Source organism: Streptomyces sp. NPDC005752 (assembly GCF_040630715.1).
In the GTDB taxonomy this organism is placed as follows: domain Bacteria; phylum Actinomycetota; class Actinomycetes; order Streptomycetales; family Streptomycetaceae; genus Streptomyces.
Map to the genome: position 1 here is coordinate 1 of NZ_JBEXYB010000041.1, position 25,077 is coordinate 25,077.

Genomic DNA, 25,077 nt, shown 5'->3' on the forward strand with positions numbered 1-25,077 from the left:
GCCCAGAACGACCGCTGAGCGGCCGTCAGTAGCGGGTGATCGCGGTCGGCCCGGACGCCGTACCGACCGCGATGTGAGGCCGGCGGACCGGGCCCACGCGTTGCCGCGGTCCGGTGCGATCAGCCGATCGGCAGGCCCTTGGTGGGCAGGTTCCCGGTCTTCAGGTCCTTGGTGGGCAGGCCCTTGGTCGGGAGAGAGTCCTCCGTCAGCTCGCCGTCCGCCACGGTGCCTGCTTTCCCGAGGGTCTTGCCCGCGGCGGGAAGGGTCGTGCCGACCACCTTGCCGCCGGTCTCGTTCGCCACCCCGGAGCCCTGCTTCGCGGCCGAGTCGAGCGTGCTGCTGACCCCGGCACCGTCGAGCGAGGTGAGGCCGCCGAGCGCGGGCGTCTGCGGGAGCCCCGCGGCGCCGGCGGCACCGGCCGCACCGACCACGGGGGCCGCGCCTGCGGCGATCAGCAGCGCGGCACGGGCGATCCTGCGGGTCAGGGGGAGGGACATGATGCTCCTTCGACGGGACGTCAGCGGTTTCGCGGATGTGGAATCCGCCTGTCCGGTGATCGGACGCACTGAACAACCGGTCCGGGGGCGGGGAAGGTTGCGGGGCACACGGGCAAAGACTGGGTAATGCGTCAGATAATCCGCAACGGAGCAACCCGGACGGACGGCGCATTCCGGTCGCTGCTGATGAACCGTCACTTCGCCCTGGGCGCAACGAAACTCGTACCTGTCGCCGGCTTCGGGGGAGCGGCGGCGGGAGCGGGGTCCGGGAGACGCCGGACGCCCCGCACGGATGACGGGTCGTACTACTGCGCGAGCCGCATCCGGACCGTGGTGCTGCCCGATTCCTCGCGTTCCGTCCGCCAGCCCGTGTCGGCGGTCCACACCCGGCCCGCGTACGCGACCTCCGTGATCCGCAGGGTCCCGGCCCGCGCGACCGCCCAGTGGGCGAGCTCCCAGCCGCGCCGGGACGCGGCGTCGCCCTCGGCCCGTGCGGGCACCGACACCGTGCCCGCCGCGGAGGCACCCGCCGAGCCGGCGGAAGGCAGGACGTCCTTCCCGAAGGCGCGCAACAGATCGGACCGCACCTCGGCCGCGTCCCCGGGGCCCTCCGCCGACGCCGCCGGCGGCGAGCAGGTCAGTGAGGCGGGGGCGCGTCCGGTCAGGGCCGCGGCCAGCAGCGAGGCATCCGGCTCGTGCTTCGCGTACGCCTGCGGGAACCCGCTCTTCTGTACCCGCTGGGCCGCTTCCGTCAGCGGAAGCCGCGAATAGCCCGGCACCTCGGCGAGGTGCTTGTAGAACTCCCCGGACGAGTAGACGGGGTCCATGATCTGCGCGGGCGTCCCCCACCCCTGCGAGGGACGCTGCTGGAAGAGCCCGAGCGAGTCCCGGTCACCGTGGTCGATGTTGCGCAGCGCGGACTCCTGCAGCGCGGTCGCCAGCGCGATCGTCACCGCGCGCTCCGGCAGCCCGCGCGTGGTGCCCACGGCGGAGACCGTGGCGGCGTTGGCTGCCTGCTCGGGGCTCAGCTGGTACGTACGGCCCTCGCCGCCGCCGGCCGGGCCGACGGTGCAGCGGGGGGCGCCCTTGTAGCCGGAGAGGTACTGGACGGCCAGATAACCGGCCACTGCCACGAGCACGAGGAAGGCGGCCGCGACACGGAGGGTGCGGCTACGGCGAGGAGGTGAGCTGGTCCGGGGCACGAGGCCCACCGTACTGGAGGGTACGAGCGGTGCCGATGCCGAAGTCCCTTAGGGTCGTGGCCATGGATGGACACACGCTTGACCTCGCCCTGGACGGTCCCGAGCTCACCGCCCGGCTGGTCGACTTCCCGTCGGTCAGCGGGCAGGAGAAGGACCTCGCCGACGCCATCGAGGCGGCCCTGCGCCCGCTGCCGCACCTGACCGTCGACCGCCACGGCAACAACATCGTGGCCAGGACCCAGCTGGGCCGTGGCGAGCGCGTCGTCCTGGCGGGGCACATCGACACCGTCCCGATCGCGGACAACGTGCCGTCCAGGCTCGACGGCGACGGCGTCCTGTGGGGCTGCGGCACCTCCGACATGAAGTCGGGCGTGGCCGTCCAGCTGCGGATCGCCGCGACGGTGCCGGAGCCCAACCGCGACCTCACGTTCATCTTCTACGACAACGAAGAGGTCGCGGCCCACCTCAACGGCCTCGGACACGTGGCCGAAGCGCACCCCGAATGGCTCGACGCGGACTTCGCCGTCCTCCTGGAGGGTTCGAACGGCGAGGTCGAGGGCGGCTGCCAGGGCACGCTCCGGGTCCATCTGCGCTTCGCGGGCGAACGGTCGCACTCCGCCCGGGGCTGGATGGGGTCCAACGCGATCCACGCGGCCGCCCCGGCGCTGGCCCGGCTCGCCGCGTACGAGCCGCGCCGGCCGGTCATCGACGGGCTGGAGTACCGCGAAGGGCTCAACGCCGTGGGCATCGAGGGCGGCGTCGCCACCAACGTCATCCCGGACGCCTGCACCCTGGTCGTCAACTACCGCTACGCACCCGACCTCACCGCCGAGCAGGCGGAGGCACACGTCCAGGAGGTCTTCGCGGACTGCGGCGTCGCCGAGTTCGTCGTGGACGACCACACCGGCGCCGCCATGCCCGGTCTGTCGCACCCGGCGGCAAAGGCGTTCATGGACGCGGTCGGCGGCATCGCACTGCCCAAGTTCGGCTGGACGGACGTCTCCCGGTTCGGCGCCCTGGGCGTCCCCGCGGTGAACTACGGCCCCGGTGACCCGCTGTTCGCCCACAAGCGGGACGAGCACGTGCGCGTCGAGCGGATCACGCACTGCGAGGAGCGTCTCCGCTCCTGGCTCACCAGCTGACTCACGGCATTCCCCTGCGCGTAACCTCCACCGATCTACGCTGAAGCGACACACGCACATCGCAGGTCGGCGGAGGGAGCAGGTCATGGGCAACCCGGAGGGCACACGGATCCCTGAGGGCGCGCAGATTCCCGAGGGTGCGCCGAAGCCCGACGAACAGCGGCTGGGGCCCGTACTGCGCCGCAGGGACCAGGTCCAGCCCGGCACGACCGATCAGCGGCTGCTGGACACCGAGGGCGACTCGGAGTGGGTGCACACCGACCCCTGGCGGGTCATGCGGATCCAGTCCGAGTTCGTGGAGGGCTTCGGCGCGCTCGCGGAGCTGCCGAGCGCCATCAGCGTCTTCGGCTCGGCCCGCACCCCGGCCGGCGGGCCGGAATACGAGGCGGGCGTACAGATCGGCAAGGCGCTGGTCGAGGCGGGCTTCGCCGTCATCACGGGCGGCGGTCCGGGCGCGATGGAGGCGGCGAACAAGGGGGCGCGGGAAGCGAAGGGCGTCTCGGTGGGACTCGGCATCGAGCTGCCCTTCGAGTCGGGGCTCAATCCACATGTCGACATCGGCGTCAACTTCCGCTACTTCTTCGTCCGCAAGACGATGTTCGTGAAGTACGCGCAGGGCTTCGTCGTCCTCCCGGGCGGCCTCGGCACGCTGGACGAACTGTTCGAGGCGCTGACCCTGGTGCAGACGGGCAAGGTGACGCGCTTCCCGATCGTCCTGTTCGGCACGGCGTACTGGGGCGGGCTGGTGGACTGGCTGAGGGACACGGTGATCGCGGGGGGCAAGGCGTCCGAGCGGGACCTGATGCTCTTCCACGTCACGGACGACGTGGAGGAGGCGGTCAGGCTGGTGACGAAGGAGGTCGGGCGCTAGGTCCTCCGTCCGGGTCCGGGTCCGGGCCGGCCGGTCCGGGGCCGGACCTACGCCAGCCCCCGCCGGGCCACCGAGGGCGCCCGGTGGCCCGCGATGGACGCCACCATGTCCAGCACCTGGCGGGTCTCCGCCACTTCGTGCACCCGGTACACCTGTGCCCCCAGCCACGCCGACACGGCCGTCGTCGCGAGCGTGCCGATCACGCGTTCCTTGACGGGCTTGTCGAGCGTCTCCCCGACGAAGTCCTTGTTGGAGAGGGAGACCAGTACGGGCCAGCCCGTCGCCGTCATCTCGTCCAGCCGACGCGTCGCCTCCAGCGAGTGCCGGGTGTTCTTGCCGAAGTCGTGACCGGGGTCGATCATGATCCCGTCCGGCCTGACCCCGAGGTCCACGGCCCGCTCGGCGAGCCCCACGGTCACCCGCAGGATGTCCGCCATGACGTCGTCGTACGAGGTCCGGTGCGGCCGTGTGCGGGGCTCCACGCCGCCCGCGTGCGTGCACACGAGCCCTGCTCCGTACCGGGCGGCCACCTCCGCGAGCTTCGGGTCGACACCGCCCCACGCGTCGTTCAGGAGGTCGGCCCCGGCCTCGCAGACGGCCTCGCCCACGTCGTGCCGCCAGGTGTCCACGCTGATGACGACGTCCGGATGGCGGCGGCGTACCTCGGCGACGAAGCCGACCGTGCGGCGCGCCTCCTCCTGCGCCGTCACCTCCTCGCCGGGGCCTGCCTTCACCCCGCCGATGTCGATGATCGCGGCGCCCTCCGTGACGGCCTGCTCGACCCGGGAGAGCGCGGCCTCGTCGTGGAAGGTCGCCCCCTGGTCGTAGAAGGAGTCAGGGGTCCGGTTCACGATCGCCATGATCACCGGCTCGTGCGGCCCGAACTCCCGTCGCCCCAGCCTGAGCGCCCCGCTTCGCATTCCCGCTTCCTCCCTGTAGCCCGCCTGCGACCTTAGGCCCTCTCCTGATCACCCGAGGGCCCCACGCAGCGCGTGCGGGCCGTGGCGACCCGGACGAAAAACCCTAACTGTCGGTGCCGCATGGCACGATTCGACCCGGACTGGTTTTCCGCTTCCGGGGAGATGCACGTGTTCTGGTTCTTGCTGCTCACGATGGCCGTGGTCGTGGCCGCGGTCACCCTGGCGGTGGTCGGCGGAGGCAAAAGCGCGGTGCTGCAGGACGTCGAGCCCGAGCGGCTCACCGACCCGCTGCCCGCGAACCGGCCCGTCGGCCGCGCCGATGTCGAGGCCATGCGGCTGCCGATGGCCGTGCGTGGCTACCGCATGACCGACGTGGACGAGGCCCTCGGCCGCCTGGGTGCCGAGCTCGCCGAGCGGGACGCCCACATCGCCGAGCTGGAGTCCGCGCTCGCCGGGGCCCAGGCGACCGCGGTGAACGGCCCCGACCTGTTCAAGAGGCAGGACGAGCCGCCCGCCGCCGAGGACGGCCCGCGGGACGAGGAGGGCGGGCGGTGAGCGGCGCCGAGGCGGCGCCGGACGGCCGCCTGCGCTGCCCGTGGGGCCTGTCCACGGACGACTACCTCGCCTATCACGACACCGAGTGGGGCCGCCCCCTCCACGGCGACGACGCCCTCTTCGAACGGCTCTGCCTGGAGGCCTTCCAGTCAGGGCTGTCGTGGCTGACGATCCTGCGCCGCCGCGAGGGCTTCCGCAGCGCTTTCGCCGGATTCAAGATCTCCGCCGTGGCGGAGTTCACCGACACCGACAGGGAGCGGCTCCTCACCGACACCGGAATCATCCGCAACCGCGCGAAGATCGACGCCACCCTCGCCAACGCCAAGGTGCTGGCCGGCTGGGGCGAGGGGGAGCTGGACGCGCTGATCTGGTCGTACGCGCCGGACCCGGCCACCCGGCCCGCCCCCCGCACCCTCGGCGACGTCCCCGCGGTCACCCCGGAGTCCACCGCGCTGGCCAAGGACCTGAAGAAGCGCTCCATCCGCTTCATCGGTCCCACGACCGCGTACGCCCTGATGCAGGCCTGCGGCCTGGTCGACGACCACCTGGCCGACTGCGTGGCCCGGGGCGGCAGCTAGCGGGACTACCTGCCGAGGTACTTCGGCCGCTGCTTCGCGAGGAACGCCTCGACCGCGATGGTGTGGTCCTGCGACGCGCCCGCCTTCGTCTGGAGCTCGTCCTCCTTCTCCAGGGTCTCGGCGAGCGTGTGCCCGGCCCCGTACGCCACGGAGGCCTTCAGGGCCGCGTACGCCACCGTGGGGCCGTCCGCGAGGGCGCGGGCCACCGCGTGGGCCTCCTTCGCCAGGTCGGCCGCCGGTACCACCTTGTTCGCGATGCCCAGCTCGTAGGCGTCCTGGGCGGAGATCGAGCGGGGGAAGAACAGCAGGTCGGCGGCGCGGCTTGCGCCGATCAGCCGGGGCAGGGTCCAGGACACGCCCGAGTCGGCGGTCAGCGCCACCCCCGCGAAGGACGTGTTGAAGACGGCGGTGTCGGCGACCACGCGGTAGTCGGCGGCCAGCGCGAATCCGAAGCCCGCCCCGGCCGCGGCACCGTTCACCCCCGCCACCACCGGCTTGTCCATCTCGGTGAGGGCACGCACGATCGGGTTGTAGTGCTCCCGCACCGTGCTGAGCGCGTTGCCGCCCTCCGACCCGCGGGCCTCGGCGAGCTTGGCGACGTGCTCCTTGAGGTCCTGGCCGACGCAGAAGGCACGCCCGGTGGCGGTGAGCAGGACCGCCCGCACGGCGGGGTCGTCAGCGACGGTCCTGAGGGCGTCGCGGAGAGCGACCTTGGCTGCGGTGTTCATGGCGTTCATCGCGTCGGGGCGATTGAGCGTGATCGTGGCGAGCCCGTCGCTCACGTCCATGAGCACGCTGTCAGCCGTGGTGTCGGCCATGTCGGCCATCGAAGGTCTCCTTACGGTCCGGCGTCGTACCTGTCCGGGCAAGCATGGCGGACCTCCGGCGCGCCGCACATGTGACCTGCGTCTAACGATTGGACCTCGGCTGAGGGCCGACGGCGGCGCAGTATCGCAGCCGGATCGCCGAATTGGGTGGTTATGAGAGAGCGCGTTGCGCAAGCGATGCCGACCGATGTTGGTCATCGGGGTCCCTGATGCGGGATAATGCGGAGGAAGCATTGTGTTCGACGCCGGTGAGGCAGCGCCTGTCATGGAGCCGCCGGCTGCGATGAGCTGGTTTCAGGAAGGGGAACGAGCATGGCGGCCATGAAGCCGCGGACGGGCGACGGCCCGCTCGAGGTGACAAAGGAGGGGCGGGGCATCGTCATGCGCGTTCCGCTCGAAGGCGGCGGTCGACTTGTCGTCGAGCTGACTCCGGACGAGGCCGATGCACTCGGTGACGCGCTGAAGAAGGTCGTCGGCTGAGGCGGAGCGCCCACACTTCACCACTGCCCCGGCACGGATTCCGTGCCGGGGCAGTGGTGCGTCCGGGGCCGGGATCCGGCAGGGCGCGCCAGGGCCGGCAGGCGGGCACGCACGCCGGTGCCGGATCGCGTACGCCGTGTCCGGGCCGCATCCCGCAGGTGTGTCCGGGCCCGACGGTCAGCCGCGCCGCACGGCGCACAGCAGCCCGTCGCCCACGGGCAGCAGCGTTGCCATGAGCTCCTGACTCTCGCGCACGGCCCGGAGCAGTTCGCGCAGGCGCAGCACCTCGGCCGGCTGTGCGGCCGAGTCGATCGTCCGGCCGTCCGCGAAGACGCCCTCGAAGCAGACCAGGCCGCCGGGACGCAGCAGGCGCAACGATTCAGCGAGGCACTCCAGGCTCTCGAGCCGGTCGCCGTCGCAGAAGACGAGGTCGTAAGCGCCGTCCGCGAGCCGCGGCAGTACGTCGAGTGCGCGGCCCGGGATGAAGCGGGACCGGTTCGTCGCGAAGCCCGCGGCGCGGAAGGCCTCACGGGCGAACTGCTGGCGCTCGGGTTCAGGGTCGACGGTGGTCAGTACGCCGTCGGGGCGCATGCCCTGCAGCAGGTAGATGCCGGACACGCCTGTGCCGGTGCCGATCTCGGCCACCGCTTTGGCATCCGCGGTGGCAGCGAGCAGGCGCAGTGCCGCCCCGGTGCCTGACGACACGGGGCGGAGCCCTGTCTCATGGGCCCGGTCCCGGGCCCAGAGCAGAGCTTCTTCCTCGGCGACAAAGGCGTCGGCGAATGCCCAGCTCGTCTGCCGGTTGGCGGTAATGACCCTCTCCTGTCCCCGTAGTTGGCGCAACGGTGACTGTATCCGCTGGACCCGGGAACCCGCAGATGGGACCGGGCGTTAGGAGAGGGCAGAGGGGAACACGCGGACCGGGCCCTGCGGCCTGGCCCGGAATGTGCCTCTTGGTCCCGGGGACACCGGGGCGCCAGCAGGCAAAAGGCTTATCCGGAGCTAACGGGCGAGGTGGCTATGGTAGGGGCTCCACTGGACACCACCAGAGCCGATAGGGGAGGTGCGGCTGCGCCTGTGGACCGGAGAGGTGCGCTGCGGCGCTTTCTCAGGCCGGCGGGTGAGCCGAAATCCGTGACCGACATTGCTGACCGTTCTTCCAACGATTCCGCACCGACCGCGACCTTCGCCTCAGATGCGGATTCCCAGGCGTGGACCCCGCCCTCATGGGAAGAGATCGTCAGCACGCACAGCGCTCGCGTGTACCGCCTCGCCTACCGGCTGACGGGTAACCAGCACGACGCCGAAGACCTCACCCAGGAAGTCTTCGTCCGTGTCTTCAGATCGCTGTCGACCTACACGCCCGGCACGTTCGAGGGCTGGCTGCACAGGATCACGACGAATCTCTTCCTGGACATGGTCCGCCGCAAGCAGCGGATCCGTTTCGACTCCCTCGGCGACGACGCGGCCGAGCGGCTGCCCAGCCGGGAGCCCTCCCCGCAGCAGGTCTTCAACGACACGCACTTCGACGCGGACGTACAGCAGGCGCTGGACACCCTCGCGCCCGAGTTCCGTGCCGCGGTCGTGCTCTGTGACATCGAGGGCCTCTCGTACGAGGAGATCGCCGCCACGCTCGGCGTCAAGCTCGGGACGGTGCGCAGCCGCATCCACCGAGGCCGGTCGCACCTGCGCAAGGCGCTCCAGCACCGTTCGCCCGAGGCCCGCGCCGAGCAGCGTTCCCTTGCCGACGCGGTCCTTGCGGGGGAGGGCGGAGCGGCATGAACGTCACAGGTCCGACCCCTGCGGAACAGCATCTGGGGGACCGGCTCGCCGCGCTCGTCGACGGCGAGCTGAAACACGATGCCCGCGAGCGGGTGCTGGCCCATCTGGCGACCTGCGCGCGGTGCAAGGCCGAGGCCGACGCCCAGCGGCGGCTGAAGAGCGCCTTCGCGACGTCCGCGTCCCCTTCGCCCTCCGAGGGTTTCCTCGCACGTCTGCAGGGGCTCCCCGGGGGCCCCAGTGGCGGTGACGACGGCACGGGCGGCGGCCGGCGCTTCGGGGACGGCCTATTCCCCGTGCTGCAGCCGGGCACGCCCGCGGAGCCGGGGCGCTCACCGCTGGGCGGCCTCGGGTACCTCCCCACCGCCCACGGATCGACCGCCGTGCTGCCGGGCGACGCGCCCCGGTCCGGGTTCCGCATCCACGACGTGGGCCGGGAGGCCGACCGCTCGCCCTGGCGCGCCCGGCGCTTCGCGTTCGTCGCGGCCAGCGCCGTCTCGCTCGCGGCCATCGCGCTCGGCGGATCGCTCCCGCTCGACTACGGTCCCGAGTCGCCGGTCAGCGCCGAGGGCGCGGGCAGCAACACGACTCCGCTCGCCGCCGAGGAACGCACCGGCGGTGCGGGCGTCGCGGCCAGCCGCAGTGGCGGCGGTGCCCTCGCGGCCGGAGAGACCCCGGGCGCCCTGCCTGGCCCCGCGCCGTACGTGTCCGCCCGCCCCGTGCTCGCCTCCGCCCCCTCGCTGCTGAGCACTTCGGCGCTCGCGGGAGGCACTTTCACCTTCCCCGTGCTGAACGTCACGGTGCCGCCCCTGATACGCCCGACCGACGCCGGCCCGCTGTACTCCGCCACCGGTGGGGAAGCGGCCCCGAAGCCGTCCGCACCGTCCGCGACGGCTTCCGCCTCACCGCTGCACGAGCGGGCGATGCCGCTTTCCCCGCTGCGCTGACCGGGACCCTGCGCGCGGATTCGCAAACCTGGTTGAATTCCCGCAAGGACGCCTCTGTGGGGGCGTGCAAGGGCCAGTTGCGGGGAGAGCATGGACGACGGGAAGCCCAGCGGGCCGAAGACGAAGTGGTGGAGCCGCCCCTCCGCGGAACGGAACCGCCCTGCCGGGCCGGACGACGCGGCGGCCGTCACCGGCGTGGGTGCGGCGTCGCCCGCCCGCACGGATCCGGACGCCGACGGGGCCACGGGACCGATGGCCGCCGAACCGCGCACCCATGTGACACCGGACGGCGACTACACGCCGGCACCCCCGGCCCCCGGGCCGTACACGCCGACGGTCACGGGGCCGCCCACGCCCGCACCGGATGCCACCGTGCCGGCCACGTACGTACCGTCGGCCGCCGAGCAGGGTGCACCCGCGCCCGGCGCCACCGAGCCGGCCGCGCCCGCACCGCCGCCGGCCGAGCCGCTCGTGCACCGTACGCAGCCGTTGCACGCGACCGACGAGTACAGCACCCCGCCCTACGGCGGCCCGGGGCCGTGGGCCCCCGCGCCTCCCGTTCAGCGCCCGGTGGCGACTCCGGCCCACGGGACCCCCGTACCGCCGCCGTACGCCGGGGCCGAAGCCGCGCCCCTTCCCGCTCCTCCCGCGGTGCCCGGCGGGCAGGGGCACGCCGAGACCTGGCCGCCCCCGCCGGCGCCGCACACCGTGCCGCAGCAGCACGCGGCCCCTCAGGACTCGCGGACCTTCGCGACGAGTCAGACGTCCCAGCAGACCCCGCAGGCCGCCCAGACCTCCCAGCAGGCCCCGCAGCAGCCCTCCCAGTGGCTGCGTTACGACCCGTGGGGCGCGGCCCAGCCGCTGACTCACCCCGGTCCCGGCCCGGACCCCCGGCCGCGCAGGGGCCGCCGGGGAACCGTCCTCGTCGGGGCCGCGCTCCTTGCCCTCGTCGCCGGCGGGATCGGCGGCGGGATCGGTGCCTACGTCGAGCGCAACGGCGGCCTGACCACGGTCGAACTGCCCCAGTCCGGCCGCGACGACGGGGACCGGGCTCCCGACAGCGTCGCCGGAATCGCCTCCAGCGCGCTGCCCAGCGTGGTCACCCTGCACGTCAACGGCTCCGCCGAGTCCGGCACGGGCACCGGCTTCGTCCTCGACGACAAGGGCCACATCCTCACCAACAACCATGTGGTCGCCCCCGCGGGATCCACCGGCGACATCACCGTCACCTTCAGCGGCGGGGAGAGCGCCTCGGCCGAGATCGTCGGCAAGGACAGCGGCTACGACCTGGCCGTCGTCAAGGTGACCGGTGTCTCGGGCCTCAAGCCGCTGCCGCTCGGGAACTCCGACAACGTGCGGGTGGGCGACCCCGTGGTGGCCATCGGCGCACCCTTCGACCTGTCCAACACGGTCACCTCCGGCATCATCAGCGCCAAGCAGCGCCCCATCACCGCGGGCGGCGAGAAGGGCGACGGCACCGACGTCAGCTACGTCGACGCCCTCCAGACCGACGCCCCGATCAACCCGGGCAACTCCGGCGGTCCGCTGGTCGACGCCGACGCCCGGGTCATCGGCATCAACAGCGCCATCCGCGCCGCGGACAGCGGCTCCGGTCCCGACGGCGGCCAGTCCGGCTCCATCGGCCTCGGCTTCGCGATACCGATCAACCAGGGCAAGCGCGTCGCCGAGGAGCTGATCAACACCGGCAAGGCGACCCACCCGGTGATCGGCGTCACGCTGGACATGGAGTTCACCGGCGACGGAGCCAAGGTCGGGGGCAAGGCGGCCGGCGGCGGAGAGGCGGTGACCGAGGGGGGCCCGGCGGACAAGGCGGGCATCCGGGCGGGCGACGTCATCACCGAGGTCGAGGGACGACGCGTGCACAGCGGCGAGGAACTGATCGTCAAGATCCGCGCCCACCGGCCCGGTGACCGGCTCGGGCTCGTCCTGACCCGCGGTGGCAAGGACCTGTCCGTCACTTTGACACTGGGGTCGGCGAGCGGTACCTGACGGACACCGGCAGGTACCGCACGGACAGCTTCGCCGGGTACCGTGGAGCGGTCCGGGCCCCTGACGACCTGGCGGCGGAGAACACGCAGAGAACACGAGGAGCAGCAAGGTGTTCAATGACATAGGCGCACTGGAGCTGCTGACGCTCGTGGTTCTCGCCGTACTCGTATTCGGCCCGGAGAAGCTGCCGAAGGTCATCCAGGACGTCACGCGCACCATCCGCAAGATCCGTGAGTTCTCGGACAGCGCCAAGGAGGACATCCGCTCGGAGCTCGGACCGCAGTTCAAGGACTTCGAGTTCGAGGACCTCAACCCCAAGACGTTCGTCCGCAAGCAGCTCATGGACGGGAACGACGAACTGGGGCTCAAGGAGATCCGCGAGAGCTTCGACCTGCGCAAGGAGATGGCCGACGTCACCGACGCGGTGAACGGCCGCGAGAGCGCCTCGTCGACCGGTGCCGCGGCTGCCGCGGCGGCGTCCGGCGCGGCGGCGTCGTCCCAGGGGACCGCCGAGCCCGACCTCCTCAAGAAGCCCGCGCAGCCGGCCAGTGCCGAGCGCCCGCCCTTCGACGCAGACGCCACCTGAGACCGGTCAATCCCGACTCGTCCGGACGGTATGGCTATTCTCCATCTGTCCGGTTGCGAGGTTGCCCATGCCCACGGGGGGAGGGCCGCTCCGGATCAGTGAAAGATCGAGGAGGCGGCCGGGCAGATGGAGACGACGAGTCGGGTAGGGGCGGACGGTGCGCCCAGCGCAGTCACCGAGGGGGTGGCGGCGACCCGGCGTACGGTCGACGGCTATCTCAAGGCGCCGTTCCCCTGGTACGGGCTGGACGACGCCTTCACGGGGCCCCGCTGGCTGATGCACGTCACCGCCGCGGCGGACGACACGGTGCAGCACGGGTCCACCGGGCACGGTGAGGAGCCCGTCGTGCGGGCGGACGCCGGGGCGGAGAAGGCGCGCTTCGCGGTGGTCGTGACCGTGGGCAGCAGCCCCGTACGGGACAGCGACGACGGCACGGGGGTCCTGGACGCCACCTCCGTCTCGTCGGCGGCCTGGCTTGCGGGCTCCGGCCTGCTGGACAGCACCTGGCCCCCGCAGATGGACCACACCCTGCGTGGCGAATGGCTGAACCAGCAGACGGAGACCGCGTTCGAACTCGCGGACGATCTGGGCCGGGCGCCCTGGTCGACGCTGTCCCTTCCGGTGGACGGCGTACCGGTGGACTTCCACTACCGCGAGTCCGAGTTCGGCTGGGTGCTGGCGGGATCGGCCCCCGACGGGGTGCACATCGGCGCGTACGGGCGTGGCATGAGTGCCTACGGCCTGGGATTCGCCGTGATCGGCGACATCGCCTCGTACGAGAGCTGAGCGGCACGCGGCAACCGGGCGAACGGGTGGGGGCGGCCTCCTGAAGAGACCGCCCCCACCCGTTCGACGCTCAGAACTTGTTGCGCGGGGTGAGCCCCAACGACATTCCGGACAGACCGCGCTGACGGCCGCTCAGCTTCTCCGCGATGGAGCGCAGCGCGGAGCCCGCGGGGGAGTCCGGGTCGGACAGGACGACGGGCTTGCCCTCGTCGCCGCCCTCACGCAGCCGTACGTCGATCGGGATGGACCCGAGGACCGGAACCTCCGCGCCGACCGTCTTCGTCAGCCCTTCGGCGACCCGCTGTCCGCCACCCGAACCGAACACGTCGACCATCTCGTCGCAGTGCGGGCACGGCATGCCCGACATGTTCTCGACGACGCCGACGATCTTCTGGTGGGTCTGTACGGCGATGGAGCCGGCCCGCTCGGCCACCTCGGCGGCGGCCTGCTGGGGGGTGGTGACGACCAGGATCTCGGCGTTCGGCACCAGCTGGGCCACGGAGATCGCGATGTCGCCGGTGCCCGGCGGCAGGTCGAGCAGCAGGACGTCGAGGTCGCCCCAGTACACGTCGGCGAGGAACTGCTGCAGCGCGCGGTGCAGCATCGGGCCGCGCCACACCACCGGGGCGTTGCCCGGGGTGAACATGCCGATGGAGATCACCTTCACGCCGTGCGCGGACGGCGGCATGATCATGTTCTCGACCTGGGTGGGCTTGCCGTCCGCACCGAGCATCCTGGGCACGCTGTGCCCGTAGATGTCCGCGTCGACGACGCCGACCTTGAGCCCGTCGGCCGCCATCGCCGCCGCGAGGTTCACCGTCACCGAGGACTTGCCGACGCCGCCCTTGCCGGACGCGACCGCGTAGACCCGGGTCAGCGAGCCGGGCTTGGCGAACGGCACCTCGCGCTCCGCCGTGCCCCCGCGCAGCGAGGAGGCGAGCTCCTTGCGCTGCTCGTCGCTCATCACGTCGAGGGTGACCTCGACCCGTGACACACCCTCGACGCGGGCCACCGCGTCCGTCACGTTCTTGGTGATCGTCTCGCGCATGGGGCAGCCGGAGACCGTGAGGTACACGGTGACAGCGACCACACCGTCAGGATCGATCTCGACCGATTTCACCATGCCCAGCTCGGTGATCGGTCGGTGGATCTCCGGGTCGTTCACTGTCGCCAGTGCTTCGCGCACCGCGTCTTCCGTAGCCATACCGACGATGGTACGGCGCGGGTGCCTACGGGCGGGTAGCCCCTCCGCGGTCGCCTTCGTCACTCTCGACCGGGAGGAGCACCCTGCGCTCCTCCATGTCCTTGACCATGGTCTCCAGCTCCGAGCGGATCCAGTCCCGGGTCGCGACCTCCCCGAGGCCCATCCGGAGCGCGGCGATCTCCCGGCTGAGGAACTCGGTGTCCGCGATCGAGCGCTCGTTCTGCTTGCGGTCCTGTTCGTGCGTGACCCGGTCGCGGTCGTCCTGGCGGTTCTGCGCGAGGAGGATCAGCGGGGCGGCGTAGGAGGCCTGGAGGGACAGCATCAGGGTCAGGAAGATGAACGGGTACTCGTCGAAGCGCACTTCCTCGGGCGCGAAGATGTTCCAGACCACCCACAGGATGATGATCAGGGTCATCCAGACGATGAACCGGCCGGTCCCCAGGAAGCGCGCGATGCGTTCGGAGAAGCGGCCGAAGGCCTCGGGGTCGTACTCGGGCAGCAGCCGGCGCCGTGGCGCCTTCGGCTGGTCGAGCCGGAAACGCGGTGGGCGCACGATGCCCGAGGCGCCCGTCGGCGTCGCCCGCGAACGCTCGTCAGAGGCCACCGGTGATCTCCTCCTCGCCCAGGAAGTCGGTCTCGCGCCAGTCCTCGGGGAGCAGGTGGTCCAGGACGTCGTCGACGGTCACCGCGCCCAGCAGCGAGCCGCTCTCGTCGACCACGGGCACCGAGACCATGTTGTACGCGGCCAGATAGCTGGTCACCGCGGGCAGCGGGGTGTCCGGTCCCAGAGGGACGAGGTCGCTGTCGACGATCGAGCTGACCAGGGTGAACGGCGGATCCCGCAGCAGCCGCTGGAAGTGCACGGTGCCGAGGTACTTGCCGGTGGGGGTCTCGTCCGGCGACCGGCAGACGTACACCTGGGCGGCGAGCGCGGGGGACAGGTCCTGCTGCCGGACCCTGGCCAGGGCGTCCGCGACCGTCGCGTCGGGCCGCAGGATGATCGGCTCGGTCGTCATCAGACCGCCGGCGGTCCGCTCCTCGTACGACAGCAGGCGCCGTACGTCGGCGGCGTCGTCGGGCCGCATCAGGGCCAGCAGCCGTTCCTTGTCCGCCTCCGGCAGCTCCGAGAGCAGGTCGGCGGCGTCGTCCGGGTCCATCGCCTCCAGGACGTCCGCGGCGCGGTCCTCCTCCAGCTTGCCCAGGATCTCCACCTGGTCGTCACCGGGGAGCTCCTCCAGGACGTCGGCGAGCCGGTCGTTGTCCAGGGCCGCGGCGACCTCGGCCCTGCGCTTGGGCGTCAGGTGGTGCAGGGCGTTGGCGACATCGGTGGGGCGCAGCCGTTCGAAGGTGGCCACCAGGTTCTCTGCGCCCTGCCCGTGCTCCTCCAGCGAGAAGCCGCTGATCGCCGACCACTCCACGGTGAGGGTCTCGCCCTTGCGGCGAAGGGCCCCGCCGCGCCCCTTGCGTACGAAGAACTTGTCGATCTCCCAGTCGCGGCGGGCCGGGAGCTGCTGGATCGCGACGTCGAGGACGGTCACCTCCTCGTCCGTCTCCTTCAGGCGCACCCGCCGGTCGAGGAACTCGCCGAGGACGAGCCGCTCGGTCGGGCGCTGCTCGAACCGACGCATGTTGACCACGCCGGTGGTGATGACCTGGCCCGACTCGACACCCGTCACCCGGGTCATCGGCACGAAGATGCGACGCCGGCTCACGACCTCGACGACCATGCCGAGCAGCCGCGGCGGTTTGCCGCCCACCCGGAGCATCGCCACCAGATCCCGGACCCGGCCGACCTGATCCCCGTTCGGGTCGAACACCGGTACGCCGGCGAGGTGTGAGACGAAAACCCTGGGAGTTCCTGCCGCCATCCTGTGCGCCTCCCTCGGTCCTCAAGTCCTCCTTCGCCGTGATCAGGCTAGCCCGTGCCGGTCGGCGACGCCTTGGCGGACCGTCCGTACGGCGCTCTGCCGAACGGCGTACCCGGCACGGGTACGCTGCCGTCTGCCACCCCCGACACACAGATGAGAGGCAGTGCGCCGTGACCTCTTCCACCCCGGCCGTCCGGACCCGTCGCCGGACCGCTTTCGCCGTGGTGCTCTGCGCAGGGCTGACCGTCTCGCTCACAGCCTGCGCGGGCGAGGACCCGGACAAGGGGACCAACGGTGTCGGCAAGCTGACGGCAGCGCAGATCGACAAGAAGGCGCGGGCCTCCGCGGACGCCGCCGACATGGTGCGGCTGACGGGGAAGCTGGTCAGCAAGGGCGGGACGTACACCCTGAACATGCGGCTCAGCAGCAAGGGCGGAGCGGGGTCGGTCACCTCCAGTCGGAACACCTTCGAACTGCTGCGCATCGGTGACGAGCTCTACCTCAAGGCCGACGCGGGCTTCTGGAAGGACGACAAGGCCGACGACGGGAGCGACCAGGCCGCCGAGAAGCTCGAAGGCAAGTACGTCAAGGTTCCCGAGGACGACCCCACCTACCGGCAGATGCGCGGGTTCACGGAGAAGGAGACGCTCCTCGACGGGGTGCTCGCACTCCACGGGAAGATCAACAAGGGTGACCGGGACACGGTCGGCGGGGTGCGCACCGTGCAGATCATGGGTGGAAAGGGTGAGGGGGGCGCACTGGACGTCTCCCTGGAGGGCGCTCCGTATCCCCTGCGCGTGGCCCGTGGCGGGGGCGGAGGCACCGTCACCTTCGCCGACTGGGGCGAGGCCTTCCCGCTTGAGGCTCCGGCCGAGGGCGACACGGTCGACTACGGCGGGGAGCTGCCCAAGTCCTCCGCCTGACGCGATCGGCCCGCCGTTCACGTCCTTCGCGAAGGAGGCCGTTCAGCGCTTTCCGCGGCGCTTCAGGAGCAGGCGCGGGAGTGCCGCGGGGGCGGTCCGCCGCGTGGTCGCCCCGGTGGGCAGCGGCCGCGCCGCCAGTGCGGTGTCCGGAAGGTCGGTGCTGGACGCCCCGGGCGTGAGCCGAAGGACACGGCACTCACGCGCCCAGCGTTCCGTCAGCCGGTCGGCGTCCGGTGCGTTGAGCCGCTTGCCCCTGAGTTCGCCGACCGCCGTCTCCCACTCCTCGGAGTGCGGCTCCAGCACCGCCACGGCGGCCGTCCAGGCCACGAGCCTGCCCCCCTTGTCCTTGCTGCGTACGGTCACCTCGGCGGCGCCACCGGCGTCCAGTCCGGCGGGGAGCGGCTGCTCCCCGGGGCCGTCCCCGACGAGCAGGGCGGCGCCCTCGTGCCACACGTGCCACAACGCCCGGGAGGGGCCGGTGGCCCGCACCCAGATCAGGGCGGACTTCTTGGTGGCCTCCTCGACGAGAGCCCGGGCAAGCAACACGTCAGCAGCAGTCATGCCCGAACTCTAGTGGCCGGGGGTTTCGGATCAGAGCCAGCCGTTGCGCTTGAGGGTGCGGTGGATGGAGAAGCAGACGACTCCGATGAGTGCCAGCACCATCGGATAGCCGTAGGTCCACCGCAGTTCGGGCATGTGCTTGAAGTTCATGCCGTAGACCCCGCAGATCATCGTCGGTACGGCGATGATGGCCGCCCACGAGGTGATCTTGCGCATGTCCTCGTTCTGCGTGACGGTCGCCTGCGCCAGGTTGGCCTGGAGGATCGAGTTGAGCAGCTCGTCGAAGCCGATGACCTCCTCGTGCACCCGGGCCAGGTGGTCGGCCACGTCGCGGAAGTACTTCTGGATGTCGGGGTCGATGAGCCGCATCGGGCGTTCGCTCAGCAGCTGCATCGGCCGCAGCAGCGGCGACACGGCGCGCTTGAACTCCAGGACCTCGCGCTTGAGCTGGTAGATCCGCCCGGCGTCCGAACCGCGGGGCGTGCCCTTGGCCGGGGTGGAGAAGACGTCGATCTCCACCTCGTCGATGTCGTCCTGCACCGAGGCCGCCACCGCGATGTAGCCGTCGACGACGTGGTCGGCGATGGAGTGCAGCACGGCGGAGGGGCCCTTGGAGAGCAGCTCGGGATCCTCCTGGAGGCGGTGGCGCAGGGCGCGCAGCGAACCCTGCCCGCCGTGCCGGACGGTGATCACGAAGTCCCGCCCGGTGAAGCACATCACCTCGCCGGTCTCGACGACCTCGCTGGTCGCGGTCAGTTCGGCGTGCTCGACGTAGTGGATCGTCTTGAAGACCGTGAACAGCGTGTCGTCGTACCGCTCCAGCTTGGGTCGCTGGTGCGCGTGGACCGCGTCCTCGACGGCGAGCGGGTGGAGGCCGAACTCCCGGGCGATACCGGCGAACTCCTCCTCGGTCGGCTCGTGCAGGCCGATCCAGGCGAAGCCGCCCTCCTCCCGCACCCTCAGCATCGCCTCGCGCGGTGTCTGGCAGGAGGCGTCGGCGAGCCGGCGTCCGTCCCGGTAGACCGCGCAGTCGACCACGGCGCTGGAGGCGGAGGGGTCACGGGTGGCGTCGTAGCTGTTGTACGGGGTGTTGCTCTTGCGCAGGGACGGGCGCACTGCGGCGCGCAGGTCACGGATCATCGACATGGCTGGCTCCTCTTCACGGAGGGCCGTCGGCGGGGGGCGTGGAACAGCCCGGAATGGGGACGTGCGCTCACGTCCGCAAAGCGGGCGGCACCGCGCGGGCACGATGACGGCGTTCGCTACAGACAGGCAAAAAACGAGGGGCTCTTCCGGTGCGCGAACTGCCGTGGTGACGTCCGGGAAGGCGTCAGGTCACAGAAGGAAGGCGTCGAGCGGAAGGGCGGTTGGTACTGCACGGTCGACTTGGATCCACCGCGGCCCCACCTCCTCCGGCCGGTCCCCCGTGGGGGATCACGTGTTGTCAGGACTGAGAGCGACGCTTCTGCGTGCTGTCCCGACCGACGCCTCAGGCTATCAGCCGGGTGAAGACCCAATCCCGTCCTTTGCCCGTTCCGGACGCGTTCTATGCTCGCGGCATGGGAGAAATTCTTGATCTGGTCGAAGCCAGGCTCCGGACGGCGCTGGGTGAGCCGGACGCGCGTGCGGAGGTGACGTTCCTCGGTACGGACCGCATCGAGGTGCTCCGCTTCGTCGACGGAGACGTGGTGCGCTACGCCACGCTCGGTATGTCCGACCGGCCGATGGCGGACCCGACCTCGCCCCTCGCCGACCAGGTGAAGGGCCCGCGTGCCGAGCTGGTCCTGTCCGTGCGGATGGGCCTCGCCGACACCGACCAGGTGCTGCGGCCCCTCGCGGTGCTGGCGGCCTCCCCGCAGGTCGAGGGGCTGATCGTGGCCCCCGGGGCCTCACTGGACCTCGGAGAGCCGCTGTGGTCCGGGGCCCCCTTCAGCTCCGTCCTGGTCGCCGAGCCGGGCGGCCTGGTCGAGGACCTGGAGCTCGACGCACCGATGGACCCGGTGCGCTTCCTCCCGTTGCTGCCGATGACGCCCAACGAGGCCGCGTGGAAGCGGGTCAAGGGCGCGCAGGAGCTCCAGGAACGCTGGCTCTCGCAGGGGACGGACCTGCGGGATCCGCTGCGTGCGTCCGTGCCGCTGGACTGACGCTCAGGGCGCGGGGTGCTTCGGCGCGCCGCCTGGAGGGGAGCCGCGGGCGGGGCCGGTCGGTCGGCGAGGACGGTGTCACCGCCCTGGGTCGCGTGCCGCTGCTCCGGTTCCCCGGCCTCGCGGGTCAGTGCCACGCGCCGGGCCCGGACGACCACGGCGCCGGTGAGTGCGGCGATCGCGGCGACCACGAACGGCATGTGGACGTCGCTCCACTCCTCGATCCTCGGTGCGAGGAAGGGTGCCGCCGCGGCGGTGAACCAGCGGACGAAGGTGTAGCCGGCGCTCGCCACGGGGCGCGGTGCGTCGGACACGCCGAGGGCGAGTTCGGTGTAGACCGTGTTGTTCATGCCGATGAAGGCGCCCGAGACGATGGTGCAGACGACGGCCGTCGTGTGGTTCCCGTATCCGAGGATCAGCAGGTCCGCGGCGAGCAGCACCAGGGAACCGCCGAGAACCTCCAGCGAGCCGAAGCGCCGCTGGAGTCGCGGTGCCACGAGCACGGAGAAGACGGCGAGCAGCAGGCCCCAGGCGAAGAACACCGCCCCTGACCTGTACGGCGACATGGTCAGCACGAACGGTGTGAACGCCAGGATCGTGAAGAACGCGTAGTTGTAGAAGAACGCCGATGCGGCGACCGAGGCCAGCCCGCCGTGGCCGAGCGCCTTCACCGGGTCCAGCAGCGAGGTCCTCCGGGCCGGCCTGGGCTGTTCGTCCAGGAACGCGGCGATGCAGAGGAATCCGATCGCCATGAGGGCGGCGGTTCCGAAGAAGGGGTAGCACCAGTCGGCGTCGCCGAGCAGGGCGCCGACCAGGGGCCCGCACGCCATGCCGAGGCCGAGGGCCGACTCGTACAGCAGGATGGCGGCCGCACTGCCGCCGGCCGCCGCGCCGACGATCACCGCGAGGGCGGTGGACACGAACAGGGCGTTGCCCAGGCTCCATCCGGCCCGGAAGCCGACCAGCTCGGCGACGGACGAGGAGGTGCCCGAGAGCGCGGCGAAGACGACGACGAGTGCGAGGCCGGCCAGCAGGGTCCTGCGTCCGCCGATACGGCTGGACACGAAGCCGGTCACGAGCATCGCGAAGGCGGTGATCAGGAAGTACGAGGTGAACAGCAGGGACACCTGGCTGGGCGTCGCCTCCAGCCCCTCGGCGATGGACGGCAGGATCGGGTCGACCAGGCCGATCCCCATGAAGGCCATGACCGAGGCGCCCGCCGTCGCCCGGACGGCCTTCGGCTGGCGCAGGATGCCGGTGGCCCCCGCCTCTCCGCGCATGGGTTCTCTCCTTCTCCGTCAGAGCGTCGCGTGGTGCGCAAAATAAATTAGACACTCTAATAAATGCAAGATGCATCTAGATTCTCCGGCCGGAGCCGCGCTGCGGACGGGTGATCGTCCTTGACGCGGCGACGACCGGAGAGGACCGTTGGGCGCTATGAGGGGCGAACCCAGTTGCCCGAAGTGCGGTGGCCGGGTCAGGGCGCCCGGTCTTTTCGCCGATGCCTGGCAGTGCTCCTCGCACGGCCAGGTGAACCCGATGCAGCCGGTGGTCCCGCCCAGCGTCGAGGCGCTGGGTGTCGTGGTGCACCGGGCCCAGGTGCCCGTGTGGATGCCCTGGCCGCTCCCGGTCGGCTGGCTGTTCACGGGCGCGGCGTACGCGGGCGACGACCGCAGCGGCGGCCGGGCCACCGTCGTCGCGTGTTCGGGCCCCGGGCCGCTCGGAGGCATGGGGGAGCTGCTGCTCGTCGCAGAGGAACTCGGCGTGGGGCTCGGCGCGCGCTACGCCGGCATCGAGGGCCCCGACCCCGGCTCCGGCCTGCGCGTCGACGCGGCGCCGGATGCCAAGGTGCTCGCGGCGGGACGCCCCACCGCCCTGTGGCACGTCAAGGACGCCCCCGCCGACCGCGCGGTCTTCGCGGGCGAGGCGCGCGGTCTGTGGCTCTGGGCGATCGTGTGGCCCGAGCAGTCCGGGCTCATGATGTACGACGAACTGGTGCTGACCGACCTGCGCGACGCGGGCGGCGAGGTGGACCTCCTGCCGTGCGGGGCGCTCACCCCCCGGCTGATCGCACCGCCCTGACGCACCGCCCTGACCGGGCCGCGCCGCCGCGCCGCCGGGACGGGGCCGGAAGGGTGACGCCCGGCGGTTACCCTTGAGCGTCCCCTGTCCGCCCACCAGCACCGGAGTACACGTCGTGCGCATCGATCTGCACACCCACTCCACCGCTTCGGACGGCACGGACACCCCCGCCGAGCTGGTGGCCAACGCCGCCGCGGCGGGCCTCGACGTCGTCGCCCTGACCGACCACGACACGGTCGGAGGCCACGCGGAGGCGGCGGCCGCCCTTCCCGTGGGGCTCACGCTCGTCACCGGCGCCGAACTCTCCTGCCGCGTCGACGGCGTCGGCCTGCACATGCTGGCCTACCTCTTCGACCCCTCCGAGCCCGAACTGGCCCGCGAGCGCGAGCTCGTCAGGGACGACCGGGTGCCTCGGGCGCAGGCCATGGTGGGCAGGCTCCGGGAGCTCGGCGTTCCGATCACCTGGGAGCAGGTCGCCCGGATCGCCGGGGACGGCTCCGTCGGCCGTCCGCACGTCGCGACCGCGCTCGTGGAGCTGGGGGTCGTGGACACGGTCTCCGACGCCTTCACCTCGGCCTGGCTCGGCAACGGCGGACGCGCGTACGCCGACAAGCACGAACTCGACCCGTTCGACGCGATCCGGCTGGTCAAGGCGGCGTGCGGCGTCACCGTCCTCGCCCACCCGCTCGCCGTCAAGCGCGGTGCGGTGGTCCCCGAAGCCGTGATCGAGAAGCTGGCGGTCGCCGGACTCGACGGCATCGAGGTCGACCACATGGACCACGACGAGCCCACGAGGGCCCGGCTGCGAGGGCTCGCCGCCGAGCTGGGTCTGCTGCCCACCGGGTCCAGCGACTACCACGGCAGCCGGAAGACCGTCCGGCTCGGGGAGTACACCACCGACCCCGAGATCTACGGCGAGATCACCCGGCGCGCCACGGGAGCGTTCCCCGTGCCGGGCGCCGGCGGGCCGGTCTCCGCGTAACGGGGCCCCTCCCCCTCTCTTCCTCTTTCCTTCGCGCGTCATGGTGTCGCCGTGACGCATCGGCGCGCGCACCCTCCTGTTCGGCCCGTACTTCTCTCGCAAGGCTCACCGTGTTCGACATAGCTGTCTTCGGATCCCTCTTCCTCACCCTCTTCGTGATCATGGATCCGCCCGGAATCACCCCGATCTTCCTGGCCCTCACCGCGGGCCGTCCCGCCAAGGTGCAGCGCAGGATGGCTCTGCAGGCCGTCAGCGTCGCCTTCGGCGTGATCGCCGTCTTCGGTCTGCTCGGCCAGCAGATCCTCGACTACCTGCACGTCTCCGTGCCCGCCCTGATGATCGCGGGCGGGCTCCTCCTGCTGCTCATCGCGCTGGACCTGCTCACCGGCAAGACGGACGAGCCGACGCAGACGAAGGACGTCAACGTGGCCCTCGTGCCGCTCGGTATGCCGCTGCTCGCCGGGCCCGGCGCGATCGTCTCGGTGATCCTCGCGGTGCAGAACGCCGACGGTGCGGCCGGCGAGATCTCGGTCTGGTCGGCGATCGTGGCGATGCACGTCGTGCTCTGGGTGACCATGCGGTACTCGTTGCTCATCATCCGTGTGATCAAGGACGGCGGAGTGGTCCTGGTGACCCGGCTCGCGGGCATGATGCTCTCGGCCATCGCCGTACAGCAGATCATCAACGGCGTCACCCAGGTCATCCAGAACTCCTGAGGGCCGACGGGCCCGGACACCACAGCGCCCCCGCACGAACCTTCCGTGCGGGGGCGCCTCGTCGTCAGCTCTTCATGCGCTCTTGCTCAGCGACTCGAAGCGGGAAAAGGTGTTACGAAGCCGACGTGTCGGCCGGCCGGATGTAGATGCGCTGGCCTATTGCCGCGGCCTGCTGCACGATCCGGTTGACGGAGGCGGCGTCCACAACGGTGCTGTCCACGGCGGTACCGTCGACATCGTCGAGTCGCATGATCTCGAAGCGCATACGGCTTCCCTTCGTCTGATCCTCCTGCTGGAGAACTACTGGGTGGACGGGCCTGCCGTCCACAAGGATGGGAGCGCAAGGCGTGTTCGTCCCGCGCTCCTCAGGGGGTACAACGACTTGCCTACTGCAAACATTCCCTACGCTAAGGAAATTTTTTGGATGTCTAAGTACCCGTCGGTAATCATGCATACGCGGACGATGAGGCCCGCATGAGTCACGAGGACGCGCGGACGGACGAGGAGCCGGGTATCCGCGAGCAGCTGGACCGCCTGGACCGCGCCAACGAGCTGCTCCAGCGCGTACTCGCCGAGGTGTCGAAGACCCCTTCCACCCACGCGATCTTCGTGGACGCGGGCTACGTCTACGCGGCGGCCGGACTGCTCGTCACCGGAACCGAGGACCGCCGGTCCTTCGACCTGGACGCCGAAGGGCTGATCGAGGCCTTCATCGACAAGGCCCGCACGATCTTCGCGGACAGCAGACTGCTCCGCGTGTACTGGTACGACGGAGCCAGACGCCGGATCCACACCGTCGAGCAGCAGTCCATCGCCGAACTCCCCGACGTCAAGGTCAGGCTCGGCAACCTCAACGCCAACAACCAGCAGAAGGGCGTCGACTCACTCATCCGCACCGACCTCGAGTCGCTCGCCCGGCACCGTGCCATCAGCGACGCGGCACTCGTCGGCGGCGACGAGGACCTGGTCTCGGCCGTCGAGGCCGCCCAGGGTTACGGTGCCCGCGTCCACCTCTGGGGCATCGAGGCGGGCGAAGGCCGCAACCAGGCCGAGCCGTTGCTCTGGGAGGTCGACAGCCAGCGCACCTTCGACCTCGACTTCTGCCGTCCGTACGTGACCCGGCGCTCCGTCACGATGTACGAGGACGCCGGCCCGGCCCCCGCGCGCGAGGACGTCCGTTTCGTCGGTGCGCAGATCGCCGCGGGCTGGCTCTCCTCGCGCGGCCGTGACGCCCTCGCGGACCTGCTGCCCGGACACCCCTACCTGCCGGGCTCCGTCGACCAGGACCTGCTCGTCGAGGCCGAACGGCTCCTCCAGCACTCGCTGCGCGGCCACGCGCACCTGCGCCGGGCGCTGCGCGACGGCTTCTGGCAGCACCTCCAGGCGCAGTACTGACATCCGGCCCGCACCGAGGGCT

The 25,077-nt window shown here is 71.3% G+C and carries 27 protein-coding genes and 1 pseudogene; 16 read left to right on the forward strand and 12 right to left on the reverse strand.

What is annotated here, in order from left to right; genetic code table 11:
* Positions 1–119: 119 nt before the first annotated feature.
* Positions 120–497, reverse strand: coding sequence for an ATP-binding protein (locus tag ABZ441_RS28215; RefSeq protein ID WP_358979254.1), 378 nt, complete (start codon positions 495–497; stop codon positions 120–122).
* A 305-nt stretch (positions 498–802) separates the two neighbouring features.
* The gene (locus ABZ441_RS28220; RefSeq protein ID WP_358979256.1) at positions 803–1,699 is read right to left on the reverse strand and encodes a hypothetical protein; all 897 of its coding nucleotides are present in this window, start codon (positions 1,697–1,699) and stop codon (positions 803–805) included.
* A 62-nt stretch (positions 1,700–1,761) separates the two neighbouring features.
* Here ABZ441_RS28220 and dapE point away from each other — a divergent pair, with 62 nt between their 5' ends.
* Together dapE and ABZ441_RS28230 are read left to right on the forward strand one after the other, a co-directional pair.
* Positions 1,762–2,841 carry a succinyl-diaminopimelate desuccinylase gene (gene dapE, locus ABZ441_RS28225; RefSeq protein ID WP_358979258.1) on the forward strand — a complete coding sequence of 360 codons (1,080 nt, stop codon included), beginning with the start codon at positions 1,762–1,764 and terminating at the stop codon, positions 2,839–2,841.
* Between the two features lie 85 nt (positions 2,842–2,926).
* The gene (locus tag ABZ441_RS28230) at positions 2,927–3,712 is read left to right on the forward strand and encodes a TIGR00730 family Rossman fold protein (RefSeq protein WP_358979260.1); all 786 of its coding nucleotides are present in this window, start codon (positions 2,927–2,929) and stop codon (positions 3,710–3,712) included.
* A 47-nt stretch (positions 3,713–3,759) separates the two neighbouring features.
* Here ABZ441_RS28230 and folP read toward each other — a convergent pair whose 3' ends face one another.
* Positions 3,760–4,632 carry a dihydropteroate synthase gene (gene folP, locus ABZ441_RS28235; RefSeq protein WP_358979262.1) on the reverse strand — a complete coding sequence of 291 codons (873 nt, stop codon included), beginning with the start codon at positions 4,630–4,632 and terminating at the stop codon, positions 3,760–3,762.
* A 162-nt stretch (positions 4,633–4,794) separates the two neighbouring features.
* Here folP and ABZ441_RS28240 point away from each other — a divergent pair, with 162 nt between their 5' ends.
* On the forward strand, positions 4,795–5,187 hold the full coding sequence (locus ABZ441_RS28240; RefSeq protein ID WP_358979343.1) for a DivIVA domain-containing protein: 393 nt from the start codon (positions 4,795–4,797) through the stop codon (positions 5,185–5,187).
* Positions 5,184–5,765, forward strand: coding sequence for a DNA-3-methyladenine glycosylase I (locus tag ABZ441_RS28245; RefSeq protein WP_358979264.1), 582 nt, complete (start codon positions 5,184–5,186; stop codon positions 5,763–5,765). Before ABZ441_RS28240 ends, ABZ441_RS28245 begins: the two co-directional genes overlap by 4 nt.
* Positions 5,766–5,770: 5 nt before the next feature.
* Here ABZ441_RS28245 and ABZ441_RS28250 read toward each other — a convergent pair whose 3' ends face one another.
* On the reverse strand, positions 5,771–6,583 hold the full coding sequence (locus tag ABZ441_RS28250; RefSeq protein ID WP_358979345.1) for an enoyl-CoA hydratase-related protein: 813 nt from the start codon (positions 6,581–6,583) through the stop codon (positions 5,771–5,773).
* Between the two features lie 321 nt (positions 6,584–6,904).
* Here ABZ441_RS28250 and ABZ441_RS28255 point away from each other — a divergent pair, with 321 nt between their 5' ends.
* A complete protein-coding gene (locus ABZ441_RS28255) occupies positions 6,905–7,072 on the forward strand; it encodes a DUF3117 domain-containing protein (RefSeq protein WP_003966491.1) in 168 nt (55 codons plus the stop codon).
* Positions 7,073–7,249: 177 nt separating this feature from the next.
* Here the strand turns inward: ABZ441_RS28255 and ABZ441_RS28260 are convergent, their stop codons facing one another.
* A complete protein-coding gene (locus tag ABZ441_RS28260) occupies positions 7,250–7,915 on the reverse strand; it encodes an O-methyltransferase (RefSeq protein WP_358979266.1) in 666 nt (221 codons plus the stop codon).
* 177 nt (positions 7,916–8,092) lie between these two features.
* Between ABZ441_RS28260 and sigE the strand changes: the two genes are divergently transcribed.
* The 5 genes from sigE to ABZ441_RS28285 all read left to right on the forward strand — a co-directional run bounded on the left by sigE (position 8,093) and on the right by ABZ441_RS28285 (position 13,180).
* Complete coding sequence (gene sigE, locus ABZ441_RS28265; protein ID WP_205018669.1) at positions 8,093–8,854, forward strand: RNA polymerase sigma factor SigE; 762 nt, start codon at positions 8,093–8,095, stop codon at positions 8,852–8,854.
* Positions 8,851–9,798, forward strand: a complete 948-nt coding sequence (locus ABZ441_RS28270; RefSeq protein WP_358979268.1) for a zf-HC2 domain-containing protein — start codon at positions 8,851–8,853, stop codon at positions 9,796–9,798. The genes sigE and ABZ441_RS28270 overlap by 4 nt, the downstream gene beginning before the upstream one ends.
* Positions 9,799–9,888: 90 nt before the next feature.
* Complete coding sequence (locus tag ABZ441_RS28275; protein WP_358979270.1) at positions 9,889–11,808, forward strand: trypsin-like peptidase domain-containing protein; 1,920 nt, start codon at positions 9,889–9,891, stop codon at positions 11,806–11,808.
* 109 nt (positions 11,809–11,917) lie between these two features.
* Positions 11,918–12,394: a sec-independent translocase gene (locus ABZ441_RS28280; protein WP_358979272.1), complete on the forward strand. Its 477-nt coding sequence runs from the start codon at positions 11,918–11,920 to the stop codon at positions 12,392–12,394.
* Positions 12,395–12,520: 126 nt separating this feature from the next.
* Positions 12,521–13,180, forward strand: coding sequence for a hypothetical protein (locus tag ABZ441_RS28285; protein ID WP_358979274.1), 660 nt, complete (start codon positions 12,521–12,523; stop codon positions 13,178–13,180).
* Between the two features lie 70 nt (positions 13,181–13,250).
* On the opposite strand, the gene ABZ441_RS28290 is transcribed toward ABZ441_RS28285, so the two are convergent.
* Genes ABZ441_RS28290 through ABZ441_RS28300 form a run of 3 tightly spaced genes read right to left on the reverse strand, consistent with a single transcriptional unit; the run spans position 13,251 to position 16,252 of the window.
* The gene (locus ABZ441_RS28290; RefSeq protein WP_031091168.1) at positions 13,251–14,384 is read right to left on the reverse strand and encodes an Mrp/NBP35 family ATP-binding protein; all 1,134 of its coding nucleotides are present in this window, start codon (positions 14,382–14,384) and stop codon (positions 13,251–13,253) included.
* A gap of 25 nt (positions 14,385–14,409) precedes the next feature.
* Complete coding sequence (locus ABZ441_RS28295) at positions 14,410–14,988, reverse strand: DUF1003 domain-containing protein (protein WP_358979277.1); 579 nt, start codon at positions 14,986–14,988, stop codon at positions 14,410–14,412.
* Complete coding sequence (locus tag ABZ441_RS28300; protein ID WP_358979279.1) at positions 14,978–16,252, reverse strand: CBS domain-containing protein; 1,275 nt, start codon at positions 16,250–16,252, stop codon at positions 14,978–14,980. Before ABZ441_RS28300 ends, ABZ441_RS28295 begins: the two co-directional genes overlap by 11 nt.
* Before the next feature lie 170 nt (positions 16,253–16,422).
* Here ABZ441_RS28300 and ABZ441_RS28305 point away from each other — a divergent pair, with 170 nt between their 5' ends.
* On the forward strand, positions 16,423–17,175 hold the full coding sequence (locus ABZ441_RS28305) for a hypothetical protein (protein ID WP_358979282.1): 753 nt from the start codon (positions 16,423–16,425) through the stop codon (positions 17,173–17,175).
* 42 nt (positions 17,176–17,217) lie between these two features.
* On the opposite strand, the gene ABZ441_RS28310 is transcribed toward ABZ441_RS28305, so the two are convergent.
* A complete protein-coding gene (locus ABZ441_RS28310) occupies positions 17,218–17,736 on the reverse strand; it encodes a hypothetical protein (RefSeq protein ID WP_358979284.1) in 519 nt (172 codons plus the stop codon).
* A 30-nt stretch (positions 17,737–17,766) separates the two neighbouring features.
* Positions 17,767–18,882 (reverse strand): magnesium and cobalt transport protein CorA, encoded by a 1,116-nt coding sequence (locus ABZ441_RS28315; protein WP_358979286.1) that lies wholly within the window; start codon positions 18,880–18,882, stop codon positions 17,767–17,769.
* Positions 18,883–19,295: 413 nt separating this feature from the next.
* On the opposite strand from ABZ441_RS28315, the gene ABZ441_RS28320 reads away from it, so the two are divergent.
* A complete protein-coding gene (locus tag ABZ441_RS28320; RefSeq protein WP_358979348.1) occupies positions 19,296–19,880 on the forward strand; it encodes a suppressor of fused domain protein in 585 nt (194 codons plus the stop codon).
* A 62-nt stretch (positions 19,881–19,942) separates the two neighbouring features.
* Here ABZ441_RS28320 and ABZ441_RS28325 read toward each other — a convergent pair.
* Positions 19,943–21,160 (reverse strand): annotated as a pseudogene (locus tag ABZ441_RS28325) (MFS transporter); the annotation flags it as partial.
* A gap of 157 nt (positions 21,161–21,317) precedes the next feature.
* Between ABZ441_RS28325 and ABZ441_RS28330 the strand changes: the two are divergent.
* The 3 genes from ABZ441_RS28330 to ABZ441_RS28340 all read left to right on the forward strand — a co-directional run bounded on the left by ABZ441_RS28330 (position 21,318) and on the right by ABZ441_RS28340 (position 23,660).
* On the forward strand, positions 21,318–21,962 hold the full coding sequence (locus ABZ441_RS28330) for a DUF6758 family protein (protein ID WP_358979288.1): 645 nt from the start codon (positions 21,318–21,320) through the stop codon (positions 21,960–21,962).
* Between the two features lie 115 nt (positions 21,963–22,077).
* Positions 22,078–22,944, forward strand: coding sequence for a PHP domain-containing protein (locus ABZ441_RS28335; protein ID WP_358979290.1), 867 nt, complete (start codon positions 22,078–22,080; stop codon positions 22,942–22,944).
* A gap of 110 nt (positions 22,945–23,054) precedes the next feature.
* Positions 23,055–23,660 (forward strand): MarC family protein, encoded by a 606-nt coding sequence (locus ABZ441_RS28340; RefSeq protein WP_358979292.1) that lies wholly within the window; start codon positions 23,055–23,057, stop codon positions 23,658–23,660.
* 112 nt (positions 23,661–23,772) lie between these two features.
* On the opposite strand, the gene ABZ441_RS28345 is transcribed toward ABZ441_RS28340, so the two are convergent.
* Positions 23,773–23,925, reverse strand: coding sequence for a hypothetical protein (locus tag ABZ441_RS28345; RefSeq protein ID WP_167359504.1), 153 nt, complete (start codon positions 23,923–23,925; stop codon positions 23,773–23,775).
* A gap of 209 nt (positions 23,926–24,134) precedes the next feature.
* Here ABZ441_RS28345 and ABZ441_RS28350 point away from each other — a divergent pair, with 209 nt between their 5' ends.
* Entirely contained in the window at positions 24,135–25,055 is a 921-nt protein-coding gene (locus ABZ441_RS28350; RefSeq protein ID WP_358979295.1) for an NYN domain-containing protein, read from the forward strand.
* The last annotated feature ends 22 nt before the right edge of the window (positions 25,056–25,077 follow it).

Bases quoted from the DNA above. Each gene is read 5' to 3' on its own strand.
- sigE (WP_205018669.1), top strand. From the start codon at position 8,093: ATGGTAGGGGCTCCACTGGACACCACCAGAGCCGATAGGGGAGGTGCG.
- ABZ441_RS28255 (WP_003966491.1), top strand. From the start codon at position 6,905: ATGGCGGCCATGAAGCCGCGGACGGGCGACGGCCCGCTCGAGGTGACA.
- ABZ441_RS28350 (WP_358979295.1), top strand. From the start codon at position 24,135: ATGAGTCACGAGGACGCGCGGACGGACGAGGAGCCGGGTATCCGCGAG.
- ABZ441_RS28300 (WP_358979279.1), bottom strand. From the start codon at position 16,252: ATGGCGGCAGGAACTCCCAGGGTTTTCGTCTCACACCTCGCCGGCGTA.
- ABZ441_RS28215 (WP_358979254.1), bottom strand. From the start codon at position 497: ATGTCCCTCCCCCTGACCCGCAGGATCGCCCGTGCCGCGCTGCTGATC.
- ABZ441_RS28230 (WP_358979260.1), top strand. From the start codon at position 2,927: ATGGGCAACCCGGAGGGCACACGGATCCCTGAGGGCGCGCAGATTCCC.
- ABZ441_RS28285 (WP_358979274.1), top strand. From the start codon at position 12,521: ATGGAGACGACGAGTCGGGTAGGGGCGGACGGTGCGCCCAGCGCAGTC.
- ABZ441_RS28290 (WP_031091168.1), bottom strand. From the start codon at position 14,384: ATGGCTACGGAAGACGCGGTGCGCGAAGCACTGGCGACAGTGAACGAC.
- ABZ441_RS28270 (WP_358979268.1), top strand. From the start codon at position 8,851: ATGAACGTCACAGGTCCGACCCCTGCGGAACAGCATCTGGGGGACCGG.
- dapE (WP_358979258.1), top strand. From the start codon at position 1,762: ATGGATGGACACACGCTTGACCTCGCCCTGGACGGTCCCGAGCTCACC.
- folP (WP_358979262.1), bottom strand. From the start codon at position 4,632: ATGCGAAGCGGGGCGCTCAGGCTGGGGCGACGGGAGTTCGGGCCGCAC.
- ABZ441_RS28345 (WP_167359504.1), bottom strand. From the start codon at position 23,925: ATGCGCTTCGAGATCATGCGACTCGACGATGTCGACGGTACCGCCGTG.
- ABZ441_RS28250 (WP_358979345.1), bottom strand. From the start codon at position 6,583: ATGGCCGACACCACGGCTGACAGCGTGCTCATGGACGTGAGCGACGGG.
- ABZ441_RS28240 (WP_358979343.1), top strand. From the start codon at position 4,795: ATGCACGTGTTCTGGTTCTTGCTGCTCACGATGGCCGTGGTCGTGGCC.
- ABZ441_RS28275 (WP_358979270.1), top strand. From the start codon at position 9,889: ATGGACGACGGGAAGCCCAGCGGGCCGAAGACGAAGTGGTGGAGCCGC.
- ABZ441_RS28330 (WP_358979288.1), top strand. From the start codon at position 21,318: ATGAGGGGCGAACCCAGTTGCCCGAAGTGCGGTGGCCGGGTCAGGGCG.
- ABZ441_RS28320 (WP_358979348.1), top strand. From the start codon at position 19,296: ATGGGAGAAATTCTTGATCTGGTCGAAGCCAGGCTCCGGACGGCGCTG.
- ABZ441_RS28310 (WP_358979284.1), bottom strand. From the start codon at position 17,736: ATGACTGCTGCTGACGTGTTGCTTGCCCGGGCTCTCGTCGAGGAGGCC.
- ABZ441_RS28315 (WP_358979286.1), bottom strand. From the start codon at position 18,882: ATGTCGATGATCCGTGACCTGCGCGCCGCAGTGCGCCCGTCCCTGCGC.